Raw genomic sequence first — 24,224 nt, 5'->3', positions numbered from 1 at the left:
AATCTGGAGGGACAATAACTATGTCTACAAAATGGGAAAAAAAAGGAACTAATGATGGTCTTTTAACATTTGAAGTTGCCGAAAATAAAATCGAAGAAGGCTTAAAAGCTGCCTTTAACAAAGTGAAGAAAAACATCAGCGTACCAGGATTCCGTAAAGGGAAAGTGTCACGTCAAATGTTTAACCAAATGTACGGTGAAGAAGCATTGTTTGAAGATGCTTTAAATCACGTATTACCAGAAGTTTACGGATTAGCAATCGAAGAAGCTGGAATTGATCCAGTATCTCAACCAAAAATCGATGTTTTAAGCATGGAAAAAGGTAAAGCATGGGTTGTTACTGCTGAAGTTACTGTAAAACCTGAAGTTAAATTAGGCGAGTACAAAAACTTAACAGTTCCAAAACAAGACCGTGAAGTAACAGATGCTGACGTTGAAGAAAACTTAGCACAAAAACAAGCTAGCCAAGCTGAATTAGTTATCAAAGAAGACGCTGCTGCTGAAAACGGCGACACTGTTGTTATCGACTTCGAAGGTTTCAAAGGTGATGTTGCTTTTGAAGGTGGAAAAGGCGAAAACTATTCATTAGAATTAGGATCTTCTTCATTCATTCCAGGTTTTGAAGACCAATTAGTTGGAACAAAAGCGAATGACGAATTAGACGTAACAGTTACTTTCCCTGAAGAATACCAAGCAGAAGACTTAGCTGGTCAAGAAGCAGTATTCAAAGTTAAAGTACACGAAGTTAAAGCAAAAGAATTACCAGCTTTAGACGACGAATTTGCTAAAGATATCGACGAAGAAGTTGAAACATTAGCTGAATTAAAAGAAAAAATCAAAGCTGAATTAACGACTGCTAAAGAAGAAGCAGCAACAAACGCTATTGAAGAAGCAGCTATTGCATTAGCAGTTGAAAATGCTGAAATCGTTGAATTACCACACGTTATGGTTCATGACGAAGTACACCGTGGCATGAACGAATTCTTAGGTAACATGCAACAACAAGGAATTTCTCCAGAATTATACTACCAAATGACTGGTACAACTGAGAAAGACTTACATGAACAGTTTGAAGGCGAAGCTGAAACAAGAACTAAGACTAACTTAGTCATTGAAGCAATCGTTGCTGCTGAAAAACATGAAGTAACAGATGCTGATATTGAAGCAGAAATTAAAGACTTAGCAGAACAATATGGAATGGACGAAAATGCTGTACGTGGTGCATTAAACAATGACATGTTAGCTCATGACATTAAAATGAAACGTGCTGTAGAAACTATTACATCAACTGTTAAAGAAGCTTAAATTTAACGCTTAAAAAGGGACGGGGTCTAGTTACCCCGTCTTTTTTAATCACTGCTTATTTAATGCATCCAACATTATATTGTGTTAGAATATACGTCGATGGGAGATACACGTGTTATAACGACGTGTCTTCATTTAACAGGAGGGAAGCATATGTACGATAATACAGATGAGAATAATGAAGTTCGTTGTTCTTTTTGTGGAAAATCACAAGATGAAGTAAAAAAATTAGTAGCCGGTCCTGGTGTCTATATATGTAATGAATGTATTGATTTATGTAAGGAAATCATTGATGAAGAAATTCAAGATGAGATTTCTTCAGATTTAATCAATGTATTGAAACCAAAAGAAATTTTAGAAATTTTAAACGGTTATGTCATTGGACAAGATCGCGCGAAACGAGTGTTGTCAGTAGCAGTTTATAACCACTATAAACGTGTCCAACAAATGTCTTTAGAAATTCCAGAAGAAATTAATGACGAAGTAGAACTTCAAAAGAGTAATATTTGTTTGATTGGTCCAACTGGATCAGGTAAAACATTCTTAGCCCAAACCTTAGCTAAAACGCTAAACGTACCATTTGCTATTGCAGATGCTACTAGTTTAACTGAAGCAGGTTATGTAGGGGAAGATGTGGAAAATATCCTCTTGAAGCTTTTGCAAGCGGCAGACTTTAATGTAGAGAAAGCCCAACGTGGTATTATCTATATTGATGAGATTGATAAAATTGCTCGTAAAAGTGAAAATGTTTCGATTACACGTGATGTTTCTGGTGAAGGGGTACAACAAGCCTTACTTAAAATTTTAGAAGGAACTGTTGCCAGCGTCCCACCTCAAGGCGGACGTAAACACCCACAACAAGAACTGATTCAAATTGACACGACTGAGATATTATTTATCGTTGGTGGTGCTTTTGCAGGGATTGAAACAATCGTTAAAGAACGTTTAGGTGAAAAAGTAATTGGTTTTGGAACAAATAATAAAAAACGTGATGAAGAGAAAAGTATCATGTCTCAAATTATTCCCGAAGATTTACTAAAATTCGGTTTAATCCCTGAGTTTATTGGACGATTACCAGTTATTGCTTCTCTAGAGAAATTAACTGAGGAAGATTTAGTTAGTATCTTAACTGAACCTAAAAATGCTTTGACCAAACAATACAAAAAATTATTATCACTTGATGAAGTAAATCTTGAATTCACACCAGGTGCTTTAAATGCTATTGCTAATCAAGCCATTGAGCGTGATACAGGTGCCCGTGGTTTAAGATCAATCATTGAGCACGTGATGATGAATGTGATGTACGAAATTCCAACTCGTGAAGACGTGGAAAAAGTCGTTATTACAAAAGAAGCCGTCGTAGGCGAAGGCGAACCAGAATTGAAGACTAAAAAAGTAAGTTAATATCAGAGTGAATAAAAAATCGTTTTGCTCTGAGTAACTGGAGCTACCCTCAAATAATCCACGATTTTCGGATTAATTGAGGATAGTGAAGTTACCGAAGGAGCAGATTTTTAATTCCGGACTATATCAGAGTGGTGAAAATGGCGTTTAGCTCCGAGCAACTGGAAGAACCAAAAAATAATTCACGGTTTTCGAATTAATTTTTGGTTCTGAAGTTGCCGAAGGAGTTGCCATTTGAACCCGGATTACATCAGAGTGAATAAAAAATAAGCAGACTCAAAAATGGGTCTGCTTATTTTTTTATTATTAGATTTTTAAGTTGTTCGATATTAAGATTCTTTTGAAGTGTTTTTAGATAATATAAATGAACCGGAACGTTTATTTTTGTCCCAAAATTTTCTAATGATGGTCTATCCTCTAGCATTATTTCTGGCAACATACTAAGTGCCTGGTATTTTTCAATTCCTGTGATTAAAAGTTCCAAGGTGTCAACTTCAATTAGGGTAAAATCAGTTATCTGGTGTTTTTTTAAATAGTTTAAGGTAGCCTTTCGATAAGGACAATCTAATTGACGATTAACGATGATATTAGCTTGATTCAAAGAGCTAGAAGCTGATTGATGTTTCGTCCAAAAAACAGCTTCATCTAAAAGTATGTCACTTTTAAATTCATCTTCTGAAACAACTTGATTTGTAATAATCACATCTACTTCTTTATAGATCAATTTTTCTAAGAGCTCTTGTTGATTAAATGTATAGCAATCGTATGTCTTTTCTAAAAATAGAGATTGTAAATAATTAATAGAAATCGTTTGTGTTGCTCCAATTTTAATAATTTCTTCTTGTCCTTTTAATTCAGCTTTTAATATGGTTAGTGAGATTAAAATGTTTTCGGTGTGTTTTTTTAGAATCTCACCTTCACATGTTAGCTTCATACCGCGATTGTTTCTAGTAAATAAAATGGTGTTTAATTCTTTTTCTAAGACTTTAATTCTTTTACTGACATTAGATTGAACGTAACCTAATTTATTAGCAGCGTGACTGATTGATTCGAATCTGGCAACCTCGTAAAAAATCTTTAAATCACTAAGTTCCACAGGGATATCCTCCTTAATCTTGGTATTCCATTTTGGCATACCAAGATGATTTATAGCCATTATACAAGAAAAACAAAGCTTTGTATAATGAGAGAAAATAAATAAAAGGAAGTGCTTTAAATGAATGTTATGCAATATAAAATTAAATTACCTAAAGAATATGGGATGGAGAAAATCAGAGAAAGAGTTGCTAATAATGGGGTTAAAACAGATGGCTTTTTAGATTTATTAATGAAAGTCTATTTGATTAGGGAAGAAAGTAAAGAATATGCCCCTCTCTATTTATGGAAATCAGAAAAAGGAATGAACCATTTTATTTTTGATGGTTATTATGACAATATTTTATCCTCATTTGGTTGGCGACAGATTAACATAGCAATTCCACTCATAGTAGAGGTGAATCAAAAGGTAAAAGCAAGTCATTGGGTTTTAGAAATTGAAAAAGATATAAAGGAAGTCACAAAAATGAAGGCTCCTGAATTTTCAATAACACCAAAAGATGCTCTTGGTAAGCTTTTAGTTTATAATCCTGATAAATGGAAACAAGTTGAGTTTTACTTTTTTAAAGAAAAATCAAAAGAATTAGAATGCTTTGGTAGTTTCTATGAAGTCTTGCATATATCTACGTAGTTTACATTCTATTTACAATATACATCTCTTTGTCATGAAGTTTACGCTTATCTGACAACGTTTCAAGTAAAAAAGCTAACAAAAGTTATTTTTACGAAATTTTTACACGTTATTGGGAATAGATTTTACATTTAGTTGTTACACTCTGTGTGTAATCAAAAAACTTAAGGAGTTATTACAACTATGAAGAAAATCTTATTATCGTTAACAACAGTCGGTATTTTATTTACATTAGCAGCATGTGGTGGTGGCGCAAAAGATACAAAAGATTCAACAGGAGGAAGTAAAAAGGCTGCTTCAAATGAAAAAGTCGAAATTACCTCTGTTGGTTCAACAGCTCTTCAACCATTAGTAGAAAAAGTAGCTGAAATTTATATGACAGATAATCCTAACTATACAATCACAGTCCAAGGTGGCGGAAGTGGAACTGGTTTAACCCAAGTTTCAAGTGGCGCTGTGGATATCGGTAACTCGGACGTTTACGCTGAGGAGAAAGACGGTATTGATGCTTCTAAAATTGAAGATCACCGAATCGCCGTTGTTGGTGTGGCACCAGTTATTAACAAAGAAACTGGCGTGAAAGATATTACCAAAGATCAATTAAAAGGCATCTTTACTGGAAAGATTACTAACTGGAAAGAAGTCGGTGGGAAAGATCAAAAAATCGAAATCATTAACCGTGCCGCAGGAAGTGGAACACGTGCAACCTTTGAACAATGGGGACTAGATGGAGAAGAGCCAGCTAAAGGCCAAGAACAGGATTCTTCAGGAACAGTTCGTAAGATTGTTGCAGAAACACCAGGAGCAATTAGTTACTTAGCTTTCTCTTATATTGATGAGTCAATCCAAGGGCTATCGATTGATGGCGTAGAACCAAAAGATGAAAAAGTTGCTGATAACTCATGGAAAATTTGGGCATATGAGCATATGTATACACAAAAAGATGGTAAAAAAGAAGCTACTCAATTTGTAGAGTACATGAAAACAGATGACGTTCAAAAAAATGTTATTAAAGAATTAGGTTACATTGCAATCTCAGATATGAAAGTTGAAAGAGACTTAAAAGGCAACATCAAATAATTGATAAGACACGGCCTTTCTATGGTATAGTGTAAGAGATTGATGACTACTAGAAAGGACGTGTTTTTTGTATGAAAAAAGTTTTAGTAGTAGACGACGAGGTGTCGATTACCACACTTTTGAAATATAATTTAGAAAAAGAAAACTTTACAGTAGATGTCTGCCATGACGGTGAGGAAGCTATCGCTTTAGGCATGAGTGGCAACTACGATTTTATTATATTAGATTTAATGTTACCAAAAGTAAATGGTTTAGATATTACGAAACATTTGCGTAAAGAAAAGATTCAAACACCAATTTTAATGTTAACAGCCAAAGATGAAACCGTGGATAAAATTGTCGGTTTAGAGATGGGTGCAGATGATTATTTGACAAAACCTTTTAGCCCAAGAGAATTAATCGCAAGAATTCGCGCAGTAGAAAGACGTTTAGATGTGAAGGGTGACAAAATTCCTAAAGTTAATCCCTCTGAAAAAATTGTTGTTGGAGAATTAATTGCATATCCCAATGACTACCGTGTCACTAAGAACGGAGAAGAATTGAATTTCACTAAAAAAGAATTCGAGCTTTTAATATACTTTATGAAAAGGCAAAATCGGATTATTAGTCGAGATGAATTAATGACATCCATTTGGCAAGATGAGATGTACCATTTATCTCGAACAGTGGATATTCATGTGAGCCATTTAAGAGAAAAAATTGAAGATGATCCTAAAAAACCACAATACATTAAAACGATTCGTGGGTTTGGTTACAAGTTTCAGGAGATATCAGAATGAAACAAAGAACGAAACTAATGAGTCCACGTGTGATTATTAGCTTAGTTGTCCTATTGTTAGTAGGTGGTGGATTATACACTGCCTACTTTTTTAAATCTCAAGTATTAAGTGAACAACAGGATAAATTACTAAGTGAGATTGATATTTTAACTCCTTATCTATTAGAGGGTGAAAAGTTAAAGCTTGATGAAGAAAAGTTGGATCAAAGTATTGGGAAATCGGAACGTTTGACTATTCTTGATCCAAAAGGCGATATTTTATATGATTCCTCTCATGAAAAATTAGCTAAAGGTACTAGAGAACATCGACCGGAAGTAAGAGAGATTTTAGAGAATCATAAAATTCAAGGCTATGCGATTAGAGAAAGCCAAACTGTCAATACTAAAATGATTTACATGGCTAAAGGGATTTATGTGGATCAAGAGTTGGTTGGGATTTTGCGGTTATCTGAGCCTTATACAGGGATTACTCAGTCATTAAGAGCCTTTCAAGTACAAATCTTTCTCGTCCTTCTTTTAATAGGTATTATTATTTTATCCATGTATTTTTATATTTTGAAGCAAAATAGACAACCGATTCAATTTATTTTACCGATTTTGAAAAATGCAATTCAGAATCCAGAAAAAAAACAAACAGTCGTGGATGCCCAGAAGAATGGCAGGAGTTGTATCAAACTGTGTATAAATTAATGGATGAAGCCAACCTTTTATATTATAAGCAATTGCAAAATGAAGAGAAATTAGCTTTTCTTTTCGAAAACTTAGATATTGGTATTTTTATTCTTAATGAGAAATTGGAACTGGTTTTAGCTAATAGTGTGACGGAGAATCTCTTTTCTAAAAAGAGAAACCAAGAATCTTTTGAAACTTGGTTTAATCATAAAAAAATGTATCAATTAATAACTGAAGCAGTCACAACTAAGGAACAAGTTCAAGGAGACGTTAGGATAAGGCAACCTAAAAATCATGATTTAAACGTCATTATTCGCATTCTTGAATCAAGTACCACTGAATATGTGGGTATTATTTATGATGTGACAGAAGTGAAACAGATTGAAAAAGTTCATGAAGATTTTATTAGCAATATTTCTCATGAATTAAAAACCCCAACAACGTCGATTATTGGTTTTGCGGAAACCTTATTAGCAGGAGCGAAGGATGATCCGGAGGCTTCAGATGAGTTTTTGAAAATCATTGAATGTGAAGGACAACGATTACTAGGATTGATTCAAAACATTATGATGTTATTAAAAACAGAAAAAGATATTTATATGCTAGATACCGTCGTTAGTAACCCTGAAACCGTGGTAGAAGAAGAGTTAGAACGTTATCAATATAAAATCAGTCAAAAGGCGCTCAATGTGACCTTTGATAGCACCATTAGTCGTGAGATTAACTTACCGGGCAATGCCTTTCAATTGATTGTTAAAAACCTACTAGAAAATGCGGTGGAGTATACAAAAGAAGCCGATGATATTTTTATTTATTTAAAAGAATCTGAAGGTGAGTTAATTTTTTCAGTAGAAGACACTGGTGTCGGGATTTCTGAGAAGGACCGTAAACGAATTTTCGAGCGTTTTTACCGTGTCAGTCAATCAAGACAAAGAAATACGGGCGGTTCTGGCTTAGGTCTATCGATTGTTCAACATTATGCTGAGATTTTAGGTGGTGTGGTGAAGTTATCTAGTGATTTAGGCGAAGGAACCACAGTTATTGTGAGGTTGCCGATTGAAGAATAAGTAGAGTGAAACGAGTTCTCCTAAAAAGGGACTCGTTTTTTTAAATCTTATAATTGACAATTGTAAACGATAGAGATATGATAGGTTTATCGAATGAGAGAACATAAAAAAAGGGAGCGAAAATCATGACTAAAAAAATAGAATTAATAACAGATGCAGAGTGGGAAATCATGCGTGTTGTTTGGACCAAAAATGAAACAACAAGTACGGAAGTGATTGAAATTTTAGAGGAAAAGATGGCGTGGAAACCTTCTACAGTGAAAACACTCTTAACTCGCTTAGTCACTAAAGGATATTTAGAAACAAGAAAAGAAGGCAAACAATTTATCTACTATGCTGTCGTATCAGAACAAAAAGCAATCAAGTCAGCGGGGAATGAATTATTAGATAAAATTTGTGATCGTAAAGTTGGTGGTATGTTAGTTGAGATGATTGAAAGAAAACCTTTGAGCCTTAGTGATATAGAAGCATTAGAAGCGCTTCTTAAAGAAAAGAAACAAACTGCGCCTGAGATTGTCCCTTGCAACTGCATTCCGGGACAATGTCGGTGTTAAGGTTTAGGGAGGAGAGAAAGAATGATGACAGAGAAAAATAATTATAAAATAGAGGGAATGACCTGTGCCTCTTGTGCTCAAACAATAGAAAAAGTAACGGCTAAATTACCAGGCGTTGTGGAATCAAGTGTCAATTTAGCAACTGAAAAATTAAGTATGACTTATGACACAGCTGAATTAAACGATGAAACAATCGCTAAAGCTGTTGAGGATGCTGGTTATCATTTAGTGATGGAAACGTCTCATAAACAGTACGATATTGAAGGAATGACCTGTGCCTCATGTGCCCAAACGATCGAAAAAGTTGTGGGTAAATTAGAAGGAATCAAGACTGTTAATGTTAACTTAGCTACAGAGAAAATGACGGTAGATTTTGATGAATCCCTTGTTTTATCAACAGATATCGTTTCAGCTGTGGAAAATGCGGGTTATCATGCGAAAGAAAGTTTGGATCAAGAGGCCCAAGCAGATTTAGATAAAGAAAAGAAAGAGAAACATATCAAAGAAATGTGGCGTCGTTTCTGGCAATCAGCAGTTTTAACAGTGCCATTGTTGTATATTGCCATGGGAGAGATGGTTGGCTTGCCACTTCCAGAATTTATCCAACCAATGATCTATCCTGAACGATTTGCTGTATTACAACTTGTCTTAGCTTTACCTGTTATTATTATCGGACGTGCTTTCTTCATGGTTGGGTTTAAAGCTTTATTTAAAGGGCATCCTAATATGGATTCTTTAGTTGCTTTAGGTACAAGTGCTGCCTTTTTATATAGTTTGTATGGAACAATCATGACTCTTTTAGGTAGCGAACATTTTGTAATGAACTTATATTATGAGTCAGCAGCCGTTATTTTAACCTTAATCACATTAGGTAAATATTTTGAAGCAGTCTCTAAAGGTAAAACGTCAGAAGCTATCAAAAAATTAATGGGATTAGCTCCAAAAACAGCGATGATTATTAAAGATGGAAAAGAAGTTGAAATTTCTGTGGATGAAGTAAAAACAGGAGATATCATTGTGGTAAAACCAGGTGAAAAAATTCCTGTTGATGGTGTGATTGTCTCTGGAACAAGTGCTGTGGATGAAGCGATGATAACTGGGGAAAGTATGCCAGTTGAGAAAAAAGTTGGGGATAAAGTGATTGGAGCGAGTATTAATAAAAACGGCTCTTTCCAATTTGAAGCAACGAAAGTCGGTAAAGATACGACGTTATCTCAAATTATCAAACTAGTGGAAGACGCACAAGGTTCTAAAGCGCCAATTGCCCAACTAGCAGATAAAGTATCTGGTGTTTTTGTACCGATTGTTATTGTCTTAGCAATCTTAGCTGGTGTGGCTTGGTTCTTCCTAGGTCAAGAATCATGGATTTTCGCTTTAACAATTACGATTTCTGTCTTAGTTATTGCCTGTCCTTGTGCCCTAGGTTTAGCGACCCCAACAGCGATTATGGTTGGGACTGGTAAAGGTGCTGAAAATGGCGTGTTAATTAAAAGTGGGGATGCTTTAGAAACAACTCACAAAATTAAAACCATTGTTTTTGATAAAACAGGAACAATCACAGAAGGTAAACCAGTTGTAACAGATATTGTGGTGGCAGGTAACTTAACAGAAGATACATTACTTACTTTAGCCGCTGCCGCTGAAAAAGGGTCAGAACATCCTTTAGGGGAAGCGATTGTTCAAGCAGCTGAAGAGAAAAACTTCAACTTATCCACATTAGATTCTTTTGAAGCGATTCCAGGTCACGGAATTGAAGTGTCAATTGAAGGTCAAATCCTTATTTTAGGGAACAAAAAATTAATGAATCAACGAAATATTGCGTTAGGTGGCTTCGAAGAGACATCGAATAAATTAGCTCAAGAAGGTAAAACACCCATGTATATTGGGAATGGATCAGAGTTACTAGGAATTATTGCTGTCGCAGATACGATTAAACCAAGTAGTATTAAAGCGATTGATAAATTACACCGTATGGGAATTGAAGTAGCGATGATTACTGGGGATAACAGACGAACTGCTGAAGCGATTGCTAAACAAGTAGGGATTGATCGTGTCTTGAGCGATGTTTTACCAGAAGACAAAGCAAACGAAGTTAAAAAGTTACAACAAGAAGGCAAAAAAGTAGCTATGGTTGGAGATGGTATCAATGATGCCCCAGCTTTAGCTCAAGCAGATATTGGAATTGCCATTGGTTCAGGAACAGATGTGGCAATGGAATCAGCAGACATTGTCTTAATGAGAAGTGACTTGATGGATGTTCCAACAGCCATTGAATTAAGTCATGCAACCATTAAAAATATTAAAGAAAATCTCTTCTGGGCTTTTGCTTATAATACATTAGGTATTCCAGTGGCGATGGGTGTTCTTTACTTATTCGGCGGTCCACTATTAAATCCGATGATTGCCGGGGCAGCGATGAGTTTTAGTTCGGTATCAGTCTTATTAAATGCGTTACGATTAAAAAGGTTCAAACCAATTAAATAAGAAAAAACAGTAATATGTTGCGGTATATCAAGGTATATCGCAACATATTTTTTTGAACTCTTTTTCAAACACGAACATTATTTAATTAAAAAACAATTATTGTATTGATTTTAGTGTTCGGGTAATATATACTTTGTTGAGTAAAAAACGAACGAGGAGTTAAGTGATGAGTAAAAAAGTTCCGTATTTGTTTCTTTTAACAGGTACTATTATTGTCTTATTTTTTATGATTATCCCTTTATTAACAAGTCTTTTTCCGACTTTCTTTACTGAAGGGCAGTTAAGTTTAAATCAATACATTCAATTTTTTAAGGATCCGTATAATCAGTCAGTTTTAATCAGAACGATTCGTATTTCAGTGATAGTGATGATTGTCTGTGTCTTTCTAGGGATTCCCACAGCATACTTTATTGCAGGTGTGGATAAAAAGTGGAAAGGTTTATTAATGGCAATGACCTTATTCCCATTATTAACGAATTCAGTCATTCGTAGTTTTGCTTGGATTAATATTTTAGGGAAAAATGGCATTATTAATTCCTTATTGATGAAGATGCATTTAATCGATCAACCTATGAATTTACTTTATTCAGAGTTTGCGATTATTATTGGTTCAGTTTATCTCTTCTTACCAACAATGATTATGACCCTTGTTGGTGTGATGGAAAGTATTGAACCTGAGATGTTAGAGGCGGCAGAAACATTAGGTGCTCACCCTTTTACAGCTTTCAGAAAAATTATTTTACCTTTATCAATACCTGGTGCGATTGTGGGCAGTATTTTAGTTTTCACAGGAACACTAACAGCTTACACAACACCACAATTATTAGGTGGTAATCAAAAAATGGTTCTTTCAACCTTACTTTATCAAAAAGCTAATACATTAGGTGATTGGACCCAAGCGAGTATTTTAGCATTTATCATGATTGTCACAACACTCTTTGTGATGAGCGGCTTAAATTGGCTAGCTAAAAAAGCAGATAGGAGAGTTGAGCAACATGCGTAAACAAAAAGGAATGACGATTATCGCCATTTTGGTTTTTGCTTTTTTATTCTTACCCCTTTTATTAATTATTGTGACTTCGTTTGGGACTGAGTCAGCGATTAAGTTTCCGATTAAAGGTTTTACACTGGATTGGTATGCTAATGTGTTTCAAACGGAAAGCTTTATCGCAGGATTTAAATTAAGCTTAACGATTGGTGTATTAGCAACATTACTAGCTCTTTTGATTGGTGTGCCGATTTCTTATGTCTTAAGTCGTTACCATATTACAGGAAAAAGTCAGTTTAAAAGCTTTTTCTTATCACCAACGATTATTCCAGGAATTGTTGTGGGATATGTTTTATTTCAATGGATTGTGATTGCTTTAGGCTTACCTGTTTTTATGGGACTTCTGATTGGGCATTTCTTAATTAGTTTGCCTTATATTATTCGAGTGGTAGGTTCAAGTTTAGAGCAGATGGATATTTCAGTGGAAGAAGCCGCTTGGACGTTAGGTTGTACGAGACAAAAAGCTTTTACTAAAATTGTTTTACCGAATATTTCATCAGGAATTTTCGCATCATTCATGTTAGCATTTGTTAATTCATTTAATAATGTTCCTGTTTCAATGTTTTTATCAGGACCAGGCGTTAACATGTTACCAACATCGATTTTAAGTTTTATGGAATACAACTATGATCCAACCGTTTCTGCGTTATCTGTGATGATTATGCTTTTAACCGTTGTGATGATGGTCATTATTGAAAAAACATTGGGACTTGCTTCCATTTCATAATTAAGGAGAGATTTTTGTGTCATTTGTTAATTTAAAAGATATTGATGTGAGCTATGATGGTAAGCAGTCGATTTTAAAAGAGTTAAATATTTCTATGGAAAAAGGAGAATTAGTTTCCTTACTCGGCCCAAGTGGTTGTGGAAAAACAACAACCCTTCGTGTGATTGCGGGACTAATTAAGCCAAACAGTGGTGAGTTTACTGTGAACGAAAAAGATTTGACTCATGTTCCAGTCCATAAACGTCAGTTTGGAATGGTGTTTCAAAGTTACGCTTTGTTTCCTCATTTAACAGTGGCAGAAAATGTGGCTTTTGGTTTGAAACTGCGTAAAGAAAAAAAGGAAGTTATGGATCAAAAAGTAGAAGCCATGTTACATGCTTGTGGGTTAGATGATTTTGGTAAGAGATATCCAAAACAACTTTCAGGAGGACAAAGACAACGTGTAGCTTTAGCAAGAGCTTTAGTGGTTGAACCAGATTTATTACTACTTGATGAGCCATTAAGTAACTTAGACGCAAAATTACGTGTGGCGATGCGAATTGAGATTAAACGCATTCAACAAAAATTAGGGATTACAACAGTTTTCGTCACCCATGATCAAGAAGAGTGTTTCTCAATTTCTGATCGTGTAGCGATTATGAATCAAGGAGTGATTGAACAATATGATACACCAGAGATGATTTATCGTTACCCAAAAACAGAATTTGTGGCAAGATTCATTGGTTTTGAAAATTTCTTTAAAGTAACTGCTCAAGGAGTATCGGTAACAACAGAAACAGGTGTAAAACTAGCTGTTTCAGACCGTTATCAAGAATTAACAGGAGAAGTGACAGCAACGATTAGACCAGAAGATATTGTGATATCTGAAACTGGAAGCATTAAGGGACGTGTTTTAGTCAGAACTTTCTTAGGTAAAAGCTATCAGTACGAAGTGGAAACAGAAGTGGGAACTCTCTTAGTTAATGGAGACGACCAAGTAATGTATGAAGTGGATCAAGAATTAACATTAGATTTTCCAAAAGAAAAAATTATTTTATTAAAAAAATAGATAGGGGATTTTTAACATCATGAAAAAAAGTTTATTAGCCGTATCAGCCGTAGCATTATTAGCCTTAACAGCTTGTGGAAACAGTGACGCTAACGTCAAAAAAGAAGGTAGTAAGAAAGCAGACAACACAATGGTTGTGTCAACATTTGGTTTAAGTGAAGATATCGTTAAAAAAGATATCATTAACCCGTTTGAAAAAGAAAGTTCAACGAAAGTGACACTGGATTTAGGGAATAGTTCAGATCGTTTCACAAAACTTAAAAACAATAAAAAAGCTAATATTGATATTATTGAACTAGCTCAAGCAAATTCAACAGAAGGTAATGCCTCAGATATGTTTGAAAAGTTAACTGAAAAAGAAGTGCCTAACTTGGCTAATTTAACAGACGGCGCTAAAGAAGTTTTTGACAATGGTGGCGGTGTACCAATTGCTGTTAATAGTATCGGAATTATCTATGATAAAGAAAAAGTTGGCAAAGAAATTAAGAGTTGGGATGATTTATGGGATCCAGCCTTAAAGGGTAAAATATCAGTCCCAGATATTTCAACAACAGCAGGTCCTTTAATGTTATACGTAGCAAGTGAGCACGCTAAGACAGATATTACTTCTGATAAAGGAAAAGCTGCTTTTGCTGAAATGGAAAAACTAAAACCAAACGTGGTTAAAACTTATACGAAATCTTCAGACTTAGCTAACATGTTCCAAGCTGGTGAAATTGAAGTGGCAGTGGTGGCTGATTTTGCTGTGGACATTATTAAATCATCATCAGAGAGTTTAGAATACATGGTACCAGCATCTGGAACTTATGCGAACTACAACACAGTAAACGTTCCTAAAGAAGCTAAAAATAAAGAATTAGCTTATGATTTTGTTAACTTTAGAATTAGTGAAGAAAACCAAAAAACAAAAGCTTTATCTTTAAATGAAGGACCAACAAACAAAAAAGTAACTTTATCAAAAGAAGAACAAGGCAATAAAACATACGGTGAAGTAGCTGAACGCGCGAAAATGGTTGATTTTAATTTTGTAAATGAGAACTTAGCTACTTGGTTAGACGAGTGGAACAAAATCATGAATCAATAAGAAAAAGAGGTTATTAGAAATGACAGTGGTTGATATTCAAATCAAAAACGTGTCCTTGTTTCAAGCGGTGACACAATCATTTGTAACAAAACATATTTATATTAAAAAAGAAAAAATTTATCATATTTCAAGTGAAGAAGAGAAAACAATCACTGCTAATAGCGTCATTGACGGCCAGGGACTATTTATGGTTCCTGGCTTGATTGATAGTCACATGCATATTGAAAGCTCTATGTGTACACCTGAGAGCTTTTCTGATGCTGTGCTTCAGTTTGGCGTGACAACAGTCGTGGCTGATGCTCACGAGATTGGTAATGTCTTTGGCATTGAAGGCTTGAATCACTTTATGTCAGCTCAAACAGAGCTTGATATTTTTCACGGAATTCCTTCGTCGGTTCCTTCAACAACGACAGAACTTGAAACAACAGGTGGTGTGATTGCTTTTAAAGAAGTTGAGGAGCTATTAAATAATCCTAAAGTTATTTGTTTAGGGGAAGCGATGAACTTTAAAGGGATTTCTTACGAGCCGGATTCATTAATTGCCCAAATTATTCGTTTAATTCAAGAGAAAAGACCGACAATGCCATTAGAAGGTCATTGTCCGAAGATTCAAGGGACGGACCTATCTGACTTTTTATACAGTGGCATTTCATCTGATCATACCCATCAATTTCCAGAGTCACTCAAAGAACGCATTGAAAATGGTGTGTTTATTCAACTGCAAGCTAAATCAATGACTAAAGAAAATATGGCAGTCATCACAGAGGGGCATTTTTATGAGTATGCTAGTATTGTAACGGATGATATTATGGCGGATGAGCTTTTATCGGGGCACTTAGATGTGAATCTTAGAAAAGCTGTCGCTTGTGGTTTACCTATGGAAAAGGCGATTTACATGACAACTTTCACGCCAGCTAGAAGAATGGGGCTAAATGATCGTGGCATGATTGCTCCTGGCAAGATAGCTGATTTTATTTTACTGGATAATTTAGAAGATTTTTCGATTAAAGAAGTCTATAAGAGTGGTCGTCAAGTCTTTAGTCAAGGCATGGAGCAGGTTGCATCAGAACATGATTATAGTTACTACCCAAGTCATTACTTTGATACACTGCAAACACGCAAATTAACATTAGAGGATGTTTCATTAAAAGTTGGGACAACTCTTGAAAAAGTCAGATGCCAAGTGATTAGAAAACATAAGATTGGAACATTCACAGAGCCAGTTATTAAAGAGATTCCTGTGATTGATGGCTACTTAGATTGGGAAAGTGCAGAGTGTTCTCTTCTGATTATCATGGAGCGTTACGGAAAAAATCGTAATATTTCTTATTCGTTAATTGAAAAACCAATCGAAGAAAAAGGAGCCATTGGAACCACTTGGGCTCATGATCACCATAACATCATGATTATGGGAAATACGAAGGAAGACTTACTTAAAGTCCAGCATGAATTGATTGAGATGAAAGGTGGCTACTGTGTATCACATAGTCAAGAGATTATTGGGCGTTGTCCACTGCCATTAGGTGGAATTGTGTCCACAGAACCAATTGCTATTTTAGGGGAACGTCTGAAAGAGATTAGACGAGGTATGCAAGTGATTGGTTATAAAAATATGAACGAAATTATGTCATTTTCAACCTTATCACTGCCGGTCTCACCAGCAATCAAGGTGACAGATGTGGGCATGATGGATACAAAGACTCAAGTATTTTATGATTTAATCCATAAAGAGGACGGGGAGTTACTCAATGGCAACACTTATTAAAAATGCGCATATATTAACGATGGATGACCAGTTGACAGAGTATGAATGTGGCTTTTTGTTAATTGAAGATAGTCAGATTAAAATGATTGGTGAGATGAGTAAGTTAGCTGTAGATTCAGAAAGTATGGAAGTTGTAGACGCTAAAGGCGGTTTATTGTTGCCTGGATTTATTAATTTACACACCCATCTAGGCATGATTCCTTTTCGTTCTTTAGGAGATGATACACCAGATAGATTACGCCGCTTTTTATTTCCACTAGAGCAAGTTATGACACCTGAGTTGGTCGCTGCCAGCAGTGAGTATGCTATGGCTGAGTTGATGTTATCAGGGACGACAACATTTTCAGACATGTATTATTTTGAAGACGTAGTGGCTAAAAGCTGCGAGAAAATGAAAATGCGTGGGTTTGTGGGACAAACGATTATTGACATGACAACCTGTGATTATCGAACAGCAGCAGAAGCAATTGAGGGATGTCGAGAGTTTATAAATGGGTGGCAAAATCATGAACTAGTGACACCAATGATTGCCCCTCATGCGACGAATACGAATAGGGTTGAAGACTTTAAATCAATTGTGGCTTTAAGTTTAGAGACAGGCGCACCGATTATGATGCACGTTTCAGAGATGGATTACGAGTTAACTGAAATTAAAGAAGCTTACGGATTTTCACCTGTTGAGTTTTTAAATGAGTTAGGCTTTTTGGACTGTCACTTAATTATGGCTCACGGTATTTTGCTAAGTGACTCAGAAATAGAGCTGTTATCAAATGCTAGAGGCTTAGTTAGTGTGGCGCATTGTATTGGTGCTAACACTAAGTCTGCTAAAGGGGTGGCGCCAATTAAGTCTTTACTGGAAAAGGGTGTTTGTGTCGGTCTAGGAACCGATGGACCAAGTAGTGGTAACACCTTAGATATGTTTACTCAAATGCGAATGATGGCGAATTTCCAAAAAACACACTTAAGGGACCGATCAGCGTTTCCAGCCAAAGAAATAGTCAAGCTAGCAACGTATGGTGGTGCTAAGGCATTAGGACTTGATGGTAAAATTGGGAGCTTAGAAGTTGGGAAACAAGCAGATATCACATTGATTGAAACGAACTCAGTCAATATGTTTCCAATTTTTGATTCCTATTCAGCAATTGTCTACTCAGCTAATGCAAGCAATGTGGAAAGTACGTGGATAAACGGTGTACAAGTAGTTTCTAATCATGAGTTAGTGGAACAAAACTTAAAGACCTTACGTGAAGGTTTAGATAGTTGTATGGTTGAATTTAGAGAAGAAGTAAGTAAAATAAATAAAACAGAGGCCGACATTTAAGTCAGCCTCTGTTGCTTTTTTTAAATCATTAAGGTTAGCGAGGTTTTATTTAATATTGTTCGACTATTTTAACGATTAACTCTTTTATCAGTAAATGTGTTGTTAGCTCTAAACGTTTTATTTCATTTAATTAAAAATAGAAAGATTTGTTAATGGATCGTTCTTAAAGTTGTTCATCTTAAAAATTAACTCTTATGTTACATTCATTCGAAAATACATAGATCATTTTAACTACTTGATGAAGCCTAACCTTTGAACTCGCTAACCTTAAAGTAATCAGTAAGGAGAATCAAATTCCCACATCCTTTACTTCTTTTCTGAGATACATATAAATTTTAACAATGTGTTGAACTAAATATAAAACTTTACTTCTACTACCTTTGGCAATTTATATGCTCCTTACACTTATATTTATACCATGATCTATTATTTTTTGCAAACGTTTACACTTGGAAGGAAGAAAAAAACAGAAGAATAATCTCCTGTTTTTAAATTTATATTTATTTCTTAATACCAACCATTACTCATCCAGAAGCTTTGAGCATTTTCCCATGAACCGTAACGATCAGCAACATATTTGTCTGCAACACGTTCTTGGTTTTCAGCAGAGTAGTCACCATTTAAGTAGTTTGGATCTAATTGGTAACGTCCCACGTGGTATCCATTTGATGCTGTATAGCTACCGCCTGATTCTTTTTGTGCAATCCATTCCTTAGCGCTTGATGAGTCACCTGAGTATGAAGTTGTCGCTTCTGGTTGTACTGCTACTTCTTGTTGAACTTCTTGAGTTGGAGCAGCTTCTACTGCTGGTTGAGTTTCTTGTACAGGTGCAACCTCACCGTTTGTTCTAATAGTTAATTGTTGTCCTACATGAATTAAGTTAACATCGTTAATATTATTTTCTTTTGCAATTTGTTGTACTAGACTATTGTTGCCTGCAAATTCATTTGAGATTTTTGATAAAGTATCTCCTGATTTTACTGTATATAAAGTATCAGCTAAAGCGCTAGTTCCGAAGAATCCTAATCCTAATGCAGCAGTCGTTCCAAATAAAATTGTTTTTAGTGATTTCATAAAAATAAAAATCCCCTTCTCGTTTAATTATTTTTTTGATCGTCTCGCTGACGACAGAACATACTTTATCATCGATTTATATTTCGTAGGTGAAGAAAATTGTTTAGTTTGATTACAAGGAAAGGCGTTTTGTAACAAGGCTATTAATTTAGAAATATTAAGTTTTTCTGAAAGTTTCTTATAATAACTTAATAATAAATTAAGTAGTTTCTTTTCATAATAAAAAAATAAGTCCGATAATTTGTGAAATTTTAGAATATTGGTGATTATAATAGGTGGTGTTGAGTAATTTTGGTGCGCAAAAAGGTCAAGCCAAAAGACTTCCGTTTATAAAACTAAAGTTTAATATGTTACGACTATTACTTAAATATCGTTCTAGAAATATTATTGTATTAATACGATTAGCACTTAAAGAGGGTTAAATGTACAAAAAAGTAAAGTTTTTTTAGTTTTATTTTTTTACTTCACTAGATTTAACCTTTATAATGGAAGAAAAGATGAAAGTAGGAACAAAAAATGTTAGTAGATTCTAATTTACCTGTCGATCGTGACCGATTAAAAAATAGATTAATTCGTTTAGTTAAAGAAGATGATGAAATTATCGGCTGTTTTTTTGCAGGATCGATTGGAACCAAGACAGAAGATTTTTATTCAGATATTGATGCAAGAATTATTGTTAAAGAAAATGTTAATCTCTTACGAAAACAACAAGAAGTGATTCGCTCAATTGGTGAATATTTATTTATTGAGAATTTTACAGAGAGATCCTCAGTCATTCACTACGCAACATTTATTAAGTTGAATTTGTTTATTTATAGAAAAGAACAAATCAAGCCAAATATTTGGTTAAGAGAAATTGAAATCGTTAAAGACTATGGTTCTTTAAAAGAAATGTCAGAAGCGTCTCAGTCGATTGCTTATAAAATGACCCAAGAAGAGTTTGATCAGTATGTTAATCAGTATTATGGTTACTATTTTGAGTTATACCGTAGCTGGAAACGTGAAGAGTACAATTATATGGAAGATTTAACCTTAGCGATTAAACATAGTTTAGTGTCTATGTGGTATGTCTCAAAAGGTTATATCCCTCATTCTAATTTAGATTGGGCGAAATATGAGGGGCGAAAAACAAAACTTTCACACCTAGAAACCAACTTCTTACTATCTTATACGCCTTGTACACCTGATATGTTAGAATCTTTTACTAAAAAGATGGAGATTTTAATGTTAGAGGTGGCTGAAAAGATTGCTAATTATAATGATTTAAACTTTTCAATTGAAACATTCAAAAAAGTTCATCGCCGAGTTTCTTTTAAGGAAGAAGAAAAGGATGAGCAACTAATTGAAGGATATATTGAGAAATAAAAGAAAGTCTTACAGAATTTGTATTCTGTGAGGCTTTTTATTTGAGCTTACAAAAAATAAGTGTTAATGTTTACTTACTAATAAAAAGTAAGGGATGAGTGAAATGAAAACAATCGAACTAGGAGCAGTCTCATTAAACGTTAAAAACTTAGAAAAACAAAAAGAATTTTATCAAAACACAATTGGTCTTTATATAATAGAAGAAAGTGATAAAAAAGTTGATTTAGGAATCGAAGGAATGAAGGATATTTTAGTTTCTTTAGTTGATACAAAAGAGGAGATACCTCAAGAAAAAATGACTGGCTTGTACCATTTAGCACTCTTATTACCAACAAGAAAAGCCTTAGGTGGTATCTTACGTCATTTACTAGCAATCAAAGCTCCTTTAATTGGTGCTTCTGATCATGGCTATAGTGAAGCTTTGTACCTGCAAGATCCGGAAGGAAATGGCATTGAAATTTACCGAGATAAAGAACGGAGTCAGTGGGATATTAAAGAAAATGGTCAAATAAAAGGTGTCACTTTTGAAATGGATGCTGAGGGTGTTTTAGCAGAAGGTTCAGAATTACTATCTAAAATGCCAATTGGTACTAAAATGGGGCATGTTCACTTAAGTGTTGCTGATTTTGAAGCGAATGAAACTTTCTATCGTGACATTCTTGGTTTTCAACTAACAGATGATTTAGGTGGTTATGCAAGATTCTTTGGAATGGATGGCTATCATCATCATATTGGGACAAACAATTGGTTAGGAACAGGGTTAAAACAACCTAAACTAGAAACACCTGGAATTAATCATTATGAAATCGTTTGGGAGACAGAAGAAGTCTTTCAACAAGTTAGAAAAACTCTGAATGTATCAGGTAAAGAGTTACTTAATGAAACGCCGAAACAGTTTGAAATATTAGATCCAAACGGAATTATGATCACGATGATTCTAAAATAAAAAAATTGCCAAAACGCGGCAACGTTTTGGCAGTTTAGTGTTTATTTTTTCAATGCTTCTTGTGCTAGCAGGTTTAAGTAGTTCCACGGACGATCAAAATGAGGTTGGAAGAAGAAGTCTGTTAAAGCTAAATCTTCAACGGTCATATTGTTTTGAATAGCAAGTGACAACGTATTCGCGGATTGTGTAATGTCGTATTTAGACATAAGTTGCGCACCAAGGATACGTTTTGTTTGTTTTTCAAAAACAAGTTGCATCATCACGTTTTCAGTTGTTGGCATGAATTCTGGACGGTAGTTATCTTCAAGGTAAGCAAAGTCAGCATCAATACCAGCTTGTTTTGCTGATTCAATGGTCATACCTGTTGAACCGATTTTCCAACCGAATAGGTAAAGACCGGAAGTTCCTTGTGTTCCGCGGTAAGCGAGCTTATCTTCTTTGATATTTGTACCGACTAACATTCCTTGTCTTACAGCGTTGGTTGCAAGTGGAATATAGCTTGGTTGTTGTGTTGGGTTGTAGTGAACCACTGCACTGTCGCCTGCAGCAAAAATATCAGGATTGCTTGTTTTCATAAATTTATCAACAATGATCGCACCATTTGGTAACATATCAACTTTGTCTTTTAAAAGTTCAGTTGTTGGCATAAATCCAACACACATAATTACCATGTCAGCATCGAATGATTGGCTTGGTGTATGAACTTTACTGACTTTACCAGTTGCGTCTGTATCAAATGATTGAACATTTTCACCTAAAGCAATCTTAACGCCACGTTCTTTTAATTCAGATTCTAATTTATCAGTAAATGATTGATCTAAATATTTATTTAAAATACGGTCTAAACCGTCGATTAATGTTACTTCTTTACCAGACTCTACAAAAGCTTCGACTAATTCAATCCCAATATAGCCGCCACCAACAACGACGATTTTCTTCGCATCATCAGCTTTAGCAATGATTTCATTGGCTTGATTAAAGTTTTTACACAGTAAAATATTGTCTGATTGAATACCAGGGATTGGTGGTACAATTGGCCATGAACCAGTCGTCATAACTAATTTGTCATAACTTGCTGTTTCAAATTCTCCAGTGTTTAAGTTTTTAGCGGTAACTGATTTACCAACAGTGTCAATGGATGTCACACTATGCTCCATTTTAACCTCTGCACCTAGAGATGCTAACTCAGCAGGATTTGAATAAAATAAATCTTGGGCATTTTTAACAACGCCACCAACATAAAGGGCAATCCCACATGATAGGAAAGAAATATTATTGTTTCTTTCATAAACAAGTACCTCTGCCTCAGGGTTATTACTTAAAATATTTTTAACAGCAGATGTTCCTGCATGGGTACAACCGATAACTACAATTTTCATTATTAGTTAGTCCTTTCAAATTCAATGTGTCACATAAGAGTCTATCTTTGTGACCTGAGTTGAATATAGCAAAGAAAAAAGCATAATTCGATATTTATGCTTGTGACTAACACATCAAAAAAAGTGTGTTTTATAAACTGGAATAAAGGGGATTGTGATTATTATACGTCATGAAATAAGAGTTTAAATATTTATTTCACAAAGTTTTTAGTTAGTCTGTTTTGTGAAAATAAAAATATAGTCACGAAATAAATTAATTTGTAGTACAATTAATTGAAAGAAAGATAGGATAATTTTAGTGACTATGAGTTAGGGGGGCTTGAGAGTGGAGAGTTTAAATATAAAAGAGGTTTCAGAAATGTATGGTATTTCTAGTCATATCATTAGACATTATGAAAAAATTGGTTTGATAGAACCAAAACGTTTAAAAAATAATTATCGATGTTTTTCTTTCAAAGAAATTTGTCAATTGAATATAATTAGAGATCTAAGAACCCTAGGAGTTCCTCTGAATGACATTAAGCTTTACTTGGATAAGCGAAGTTTTTCCGAGACAAAAAAGATGTTAGAAGATAATTTGACTAAGTTAAATGAAGAGTTTGAATTGATTAAAAAGCAAAAAAAAGGTATAGAACATCGACTTCAAGTTATGAATCAACTATCAGGTATTGAGAAAAAAGTTGATAAATGGACAATTGAATTGATTGAAAGAACTAAAGAATATGCTTATGTTAGAGAGGGGATACACACGCTATCTTCTTATGAAGCGTTTGTAGAATTTTTTGAGGAAGAAAAAAGACTTCTACTATCGGATATATCAGAGATCGAAGATTTGTATACCTTTAATTTAATGGGATCAATGATTACAACTGACAAAAAAGAGTTAAGTTACCAAGGTCTTTTTTTTATAGCGCGTCAAAAAACAAAGGTTGGAAATTTACTAGAGATTCCTTCAGGTCAGTTTATTTCGTTATTTTATAGAGGGAGTTATGAAAAAACAAAAGAAATGGTCAATGAAATTAAAAAATATGCGGATGAAAGATCACTTAAAATATCAGAACCTTTTATGACTTTTCATCTTATTGATTTCAATCATACGCTAAATGAAGAAAATTATCTTACTAATATTGTTGTCAAAATTCAAAATTAAATAATTAATAAATGTAATTAGATGGACCAATTTATTTTAATGGGCTGTCTAATTTTTTTATTATTTAAAAAAATTAATGTTTAATTAGAAAGTTAGAAGTTTATTAAATAGAAAAAAAACTAAGATTATAGATTTAACAACGTGTAAACGGTTTTAAAAACATTCTATTTTCGTTTTACTCCCCAATATATATAAAAAATGTACAAAATCCATTTACCTTATAATGGTTATAACCTTTATAACTATAA

General features: G+C 34.4%; 21 protein-coding genes. 18 read left to right on the top strand and 3 right to left on the bottom strand.

Translation table 11 applies throughout. The features are described from left to right. Window positions 1-20 precede the first annotated feature (20 nt). A complete protein-coding gene (gene tig / locus G7082_RS01930) occupies window positions 21-1,304 on the top strand; it encodes a trigger factor (protein ID WP_166033486.1) in 1,284 nt (427 codons plus the stop codon). A 153-nt stretch (window positions 1,305-1,457) separates the two neighbouring features. Beyond that, window positions 1,458-2,708, top strand: a complete 1,251-nt coding sequence (gene clpX / locus G7082_RS01925; RefSeq protein ID WP_166033485.1) for an ATP-dependent Clp protease ATP-binding subunit ClpX — start codon at window positions 1,458-1,460, stop codon at window positions 2,706-2,708. A 292-nt stretch (window positions 2,709-3,000) separates the two neighbouring features. On the opposite strand, the gene G7082_RS01920 is transcribed toward clpX, so the two are convergent. Further along, complete coding sequence (locus G7082_RS01920) at window positions 3,001-3,804, bottom strand: LysR family transcriptional regulator (protein WP_166033484.1); 804 nt, start codon at window positions 3,802-3,804, stop codon at window positions 3,001-3,003. Between the two features lie 120 nt (window positions 3,805-3,924). On the opposite strand from G7082_RS01920, the gene G7082_RS01915 reads away from it, so the two are divergent. From G7082_RS01915 to G7082_RS01855, 13 genes are all read left to right on the top strand, one after another. Beyond that, complete coding sequence (locus G7082_RS01915) at window positions 3,925-4,434, top strand: DUF4865 family protein (RefSeq protein ID WP_166033483.1); 510 nt, start codon at window positions 3,925-3,927, stop codon at window positions 4,432-4,434. Window positions 4,435-4,617: 183 nt separating this feature from the next. After that, entirely contained in the window at window positions 4,618-5,514 is an 897-nt protein-coding gene (locus G7082_RS01910) for a phosphate ABC transporter substrate-binding protein PstS family protein (RefSeq protein ID WP_166033482.1), read from the top strand. 71 nt (window positions 5,515-5,585) lie between these two features. Then, a complete protein-coding gene (locus G7082_RS01905; protein WP_166033481.1) occupies window positions 5,586-6,293 on the top strand; it encodes a response regulator transcription factor in 708 nt (235 codons plus the stop codon). Beyond that, complete coding sequence (locus G7082_RS01900) at window positions 6,290-6,982, top strand: hypothetical protein (protein ID WP_166033480.1); 693 nt, start codon at window positions 6,290-6,292, stop codon at window positions 6,980-6,982. The genes G7082_RS01905 and G7082_RS01900 overlap by 4 nt, the downstream gene beginning before the upstream one ends. Then, window positions 6,970-8,031: a sensor histidine kinase gene (locus G7082_RS01895; RefSeq protein WP_166033479.1), complete on the top strand. Its 1,062-nt coding sequence runs from the start codon at window positions 6,970-6,972 to the stop codon at window positions 8,029-8,031. The genes G7082_RS01900 and G7082_RS01895 overlap by 13 nt, the downstream gene beginning before the upstream one ends. 125 nt (window positions 8,032-8,156) lie before the next feature. Next, window positions 8,157-8,585, top strand: coding sequence for a CopY/TcrY family copper transport repressor (locus tag G7082_RS01890; protein WP_166033478.1), 429 nt, complete (start codon window positions 8,157-8,159; stop codon window positions 8,583-8,585). A gap of 24 nt (window positions 8,586-8,609) precedes the next feature. Further along, a complete protein-coding gene (locus G7082_RS01885; protein ID WP_166035994.1) occupies window positions 8,610-11,069 on the top strand; it encodes a heavy metal translocating P-type ATPase in 2,460 nt (819 codons plus the stop codon). A gap of 166 nt (window positions 11,070-11,235) precedes the next feature. Continuing rightward, the gene (locus G7082_RS01880; RefSeq protein ID WP_166033477.1) at window positions 11,236-12,072 is read left to right on the top strand and encodes an ABC transporter permease; all 837 of its coding nucleotides are present in this window, start codon (window positions 11,236-11,238) and stop codon (window positions 12,070-12,072) included. Continuing rightward, window positions 12,065-12,844: an ABC transporter permease gene (locus tag G7082_RS01875; RefSeq protein ID WP_166033476.1), complete on the top strand. Its 780-nt coding sequence runs from the start codon at window positions 12,065-12,067 to the stop codon at window positions 12,842-12,844. The genes G7082_RS01880 and G7082_RS01875 overlap by 8 nt, the downstream gene beginning before the upstream one ends. A gap of 16 nt (window positions 12,845-12,860) precedes the next feature. Further along, complete coding sequence (locus tag G7082_RS01870; protein WP_166033475.1) at window positions 12,861-13,892, top strand: ABC transporter ATP-binding protein; 1,032 nt, start codon at window positions 12,861-12,863, stop codon at window positions 13,890-13,892. A 19-nt stretch (window positions 13,893-13,911) separates the two neighbouring features. Beyond that, window positions 13,912-14,976 (top strand): ABC transporter substrate-binding protein, encoded by a 1,065-nt coding sequence (locus G7082_RS01865; protein ID WP_166033474.1) that lies wholly within the window; start codon window positions 13,912-13,914, stop codon window positions 14,974-14,976. Window positions 14,977-14,995: 19 nt separating this feature from the next. After that, a complete protein-coding gene (locus tag G7082_RS01860; RefSeq protein WP_166033473.1) occupies window positions 14,996-16,741 on the top strand; it encodes an adenine deaminase C-terminal domain-containing protein in 1,746 nt (581 codons plus the stop codon). Then, on the top strand, window positions 16,725-18,062 hold the full coding sequence (locus tag G7082_RS01855) for an amidohydrolase (protein WP_166033472.1): 1,338 nt from the start codon (window positions 16,725-16,727) through the stop codon (window positions 18,060-18,062). The genes G7082_RS01860 and G7082_RS01855 overlap by 17 nt, the downstream gene beginning before the upstream one ends. Before the next feature lie 507 nt (window positions 18,063-18,569). On the opposite strand, the gene apf is transcribed toward G7082_RS01855, so the two are convergent. Continuing rightward, window positions 18,570-19,136, bottom strand: coding sequence for an aggregation-promoting factor (apf, locus tag G7082_RS01850; protein ID WP_166033471.1), 567 nt, complete (start codon window positions 19,134-19,136; stop codon window positions 18,570-18,572). Between the two features lie 516 nt (window positions 19,137-19,652). Between apf and G7082_RS01845 the strand changes: the two genes are divergently transcribed. After that, entirely contained in the window at window positions 19,653-20,501 is an 849-nt protein-coding gene (locus G7082_RS01845; RefSeq protein ID WP_166033470.1) for a hypothetical protein, read from the top strand. Window positions 20,502-20,604: 103 nt separating this feature from the next. Then, the gene (locus G7082_RS01840; protein WP_238842680.1) at window positions 20,605-21,447 is read left to right on the top strand and encodes a VOC family protein; all 843 of its coding nucleotides are present in this window, start codon (window positions 20,605-20,607) and stop codon (window positions 21,445-21,447) included. 41 nt (window positions 21,448-21,488) lie between these two features. Here the strand turns inward: G7082_RS01840 and G7082_RS01835 are convergent, their stop codons facing one another. Then, a complete protein-coding gene (locus tag G7082_RS01835) occupies window positions 21,489-22,826 on the bottom strand; it encodes an FAD-dependent oxidoreductase (protein WP_166033468.1) in 1,338 nt (445 codons plus the stop codon). 325 nt (window positions 22,827-23,151) lie between these two features. On the opposite strand from G7082_RS01835, the gene G7082_RS01830 reads away from it, so the two are divergent. Further along, window positions 23,152-23,976 (top strand): MerR family transcriptional regulator, encoded by an 825-nt coding sequence (locus tag G7082_RS01830; protein WP_166033467.1) that lies wholly within the window; start codon window positions 23,152-23,154, stop codon window positions 23,974-23,976. The last annotated feature ends 248 nt before the right edge of the window (window positions 23,977-24,224 follow it).

Source organism: Vagococcus hydrophili, from assembly GCF_011304195.1.
Lineage (GTDB): Bacteria > Bacillota > Bacilli > Lactobacillales > Vagococcaceae > Vagococcus > Vagococcus hydrophili.
Note: the sequence above shows the minus strand (reverse complement) of the source record. Positions and strands in the feature narration are given on the sequence as shown.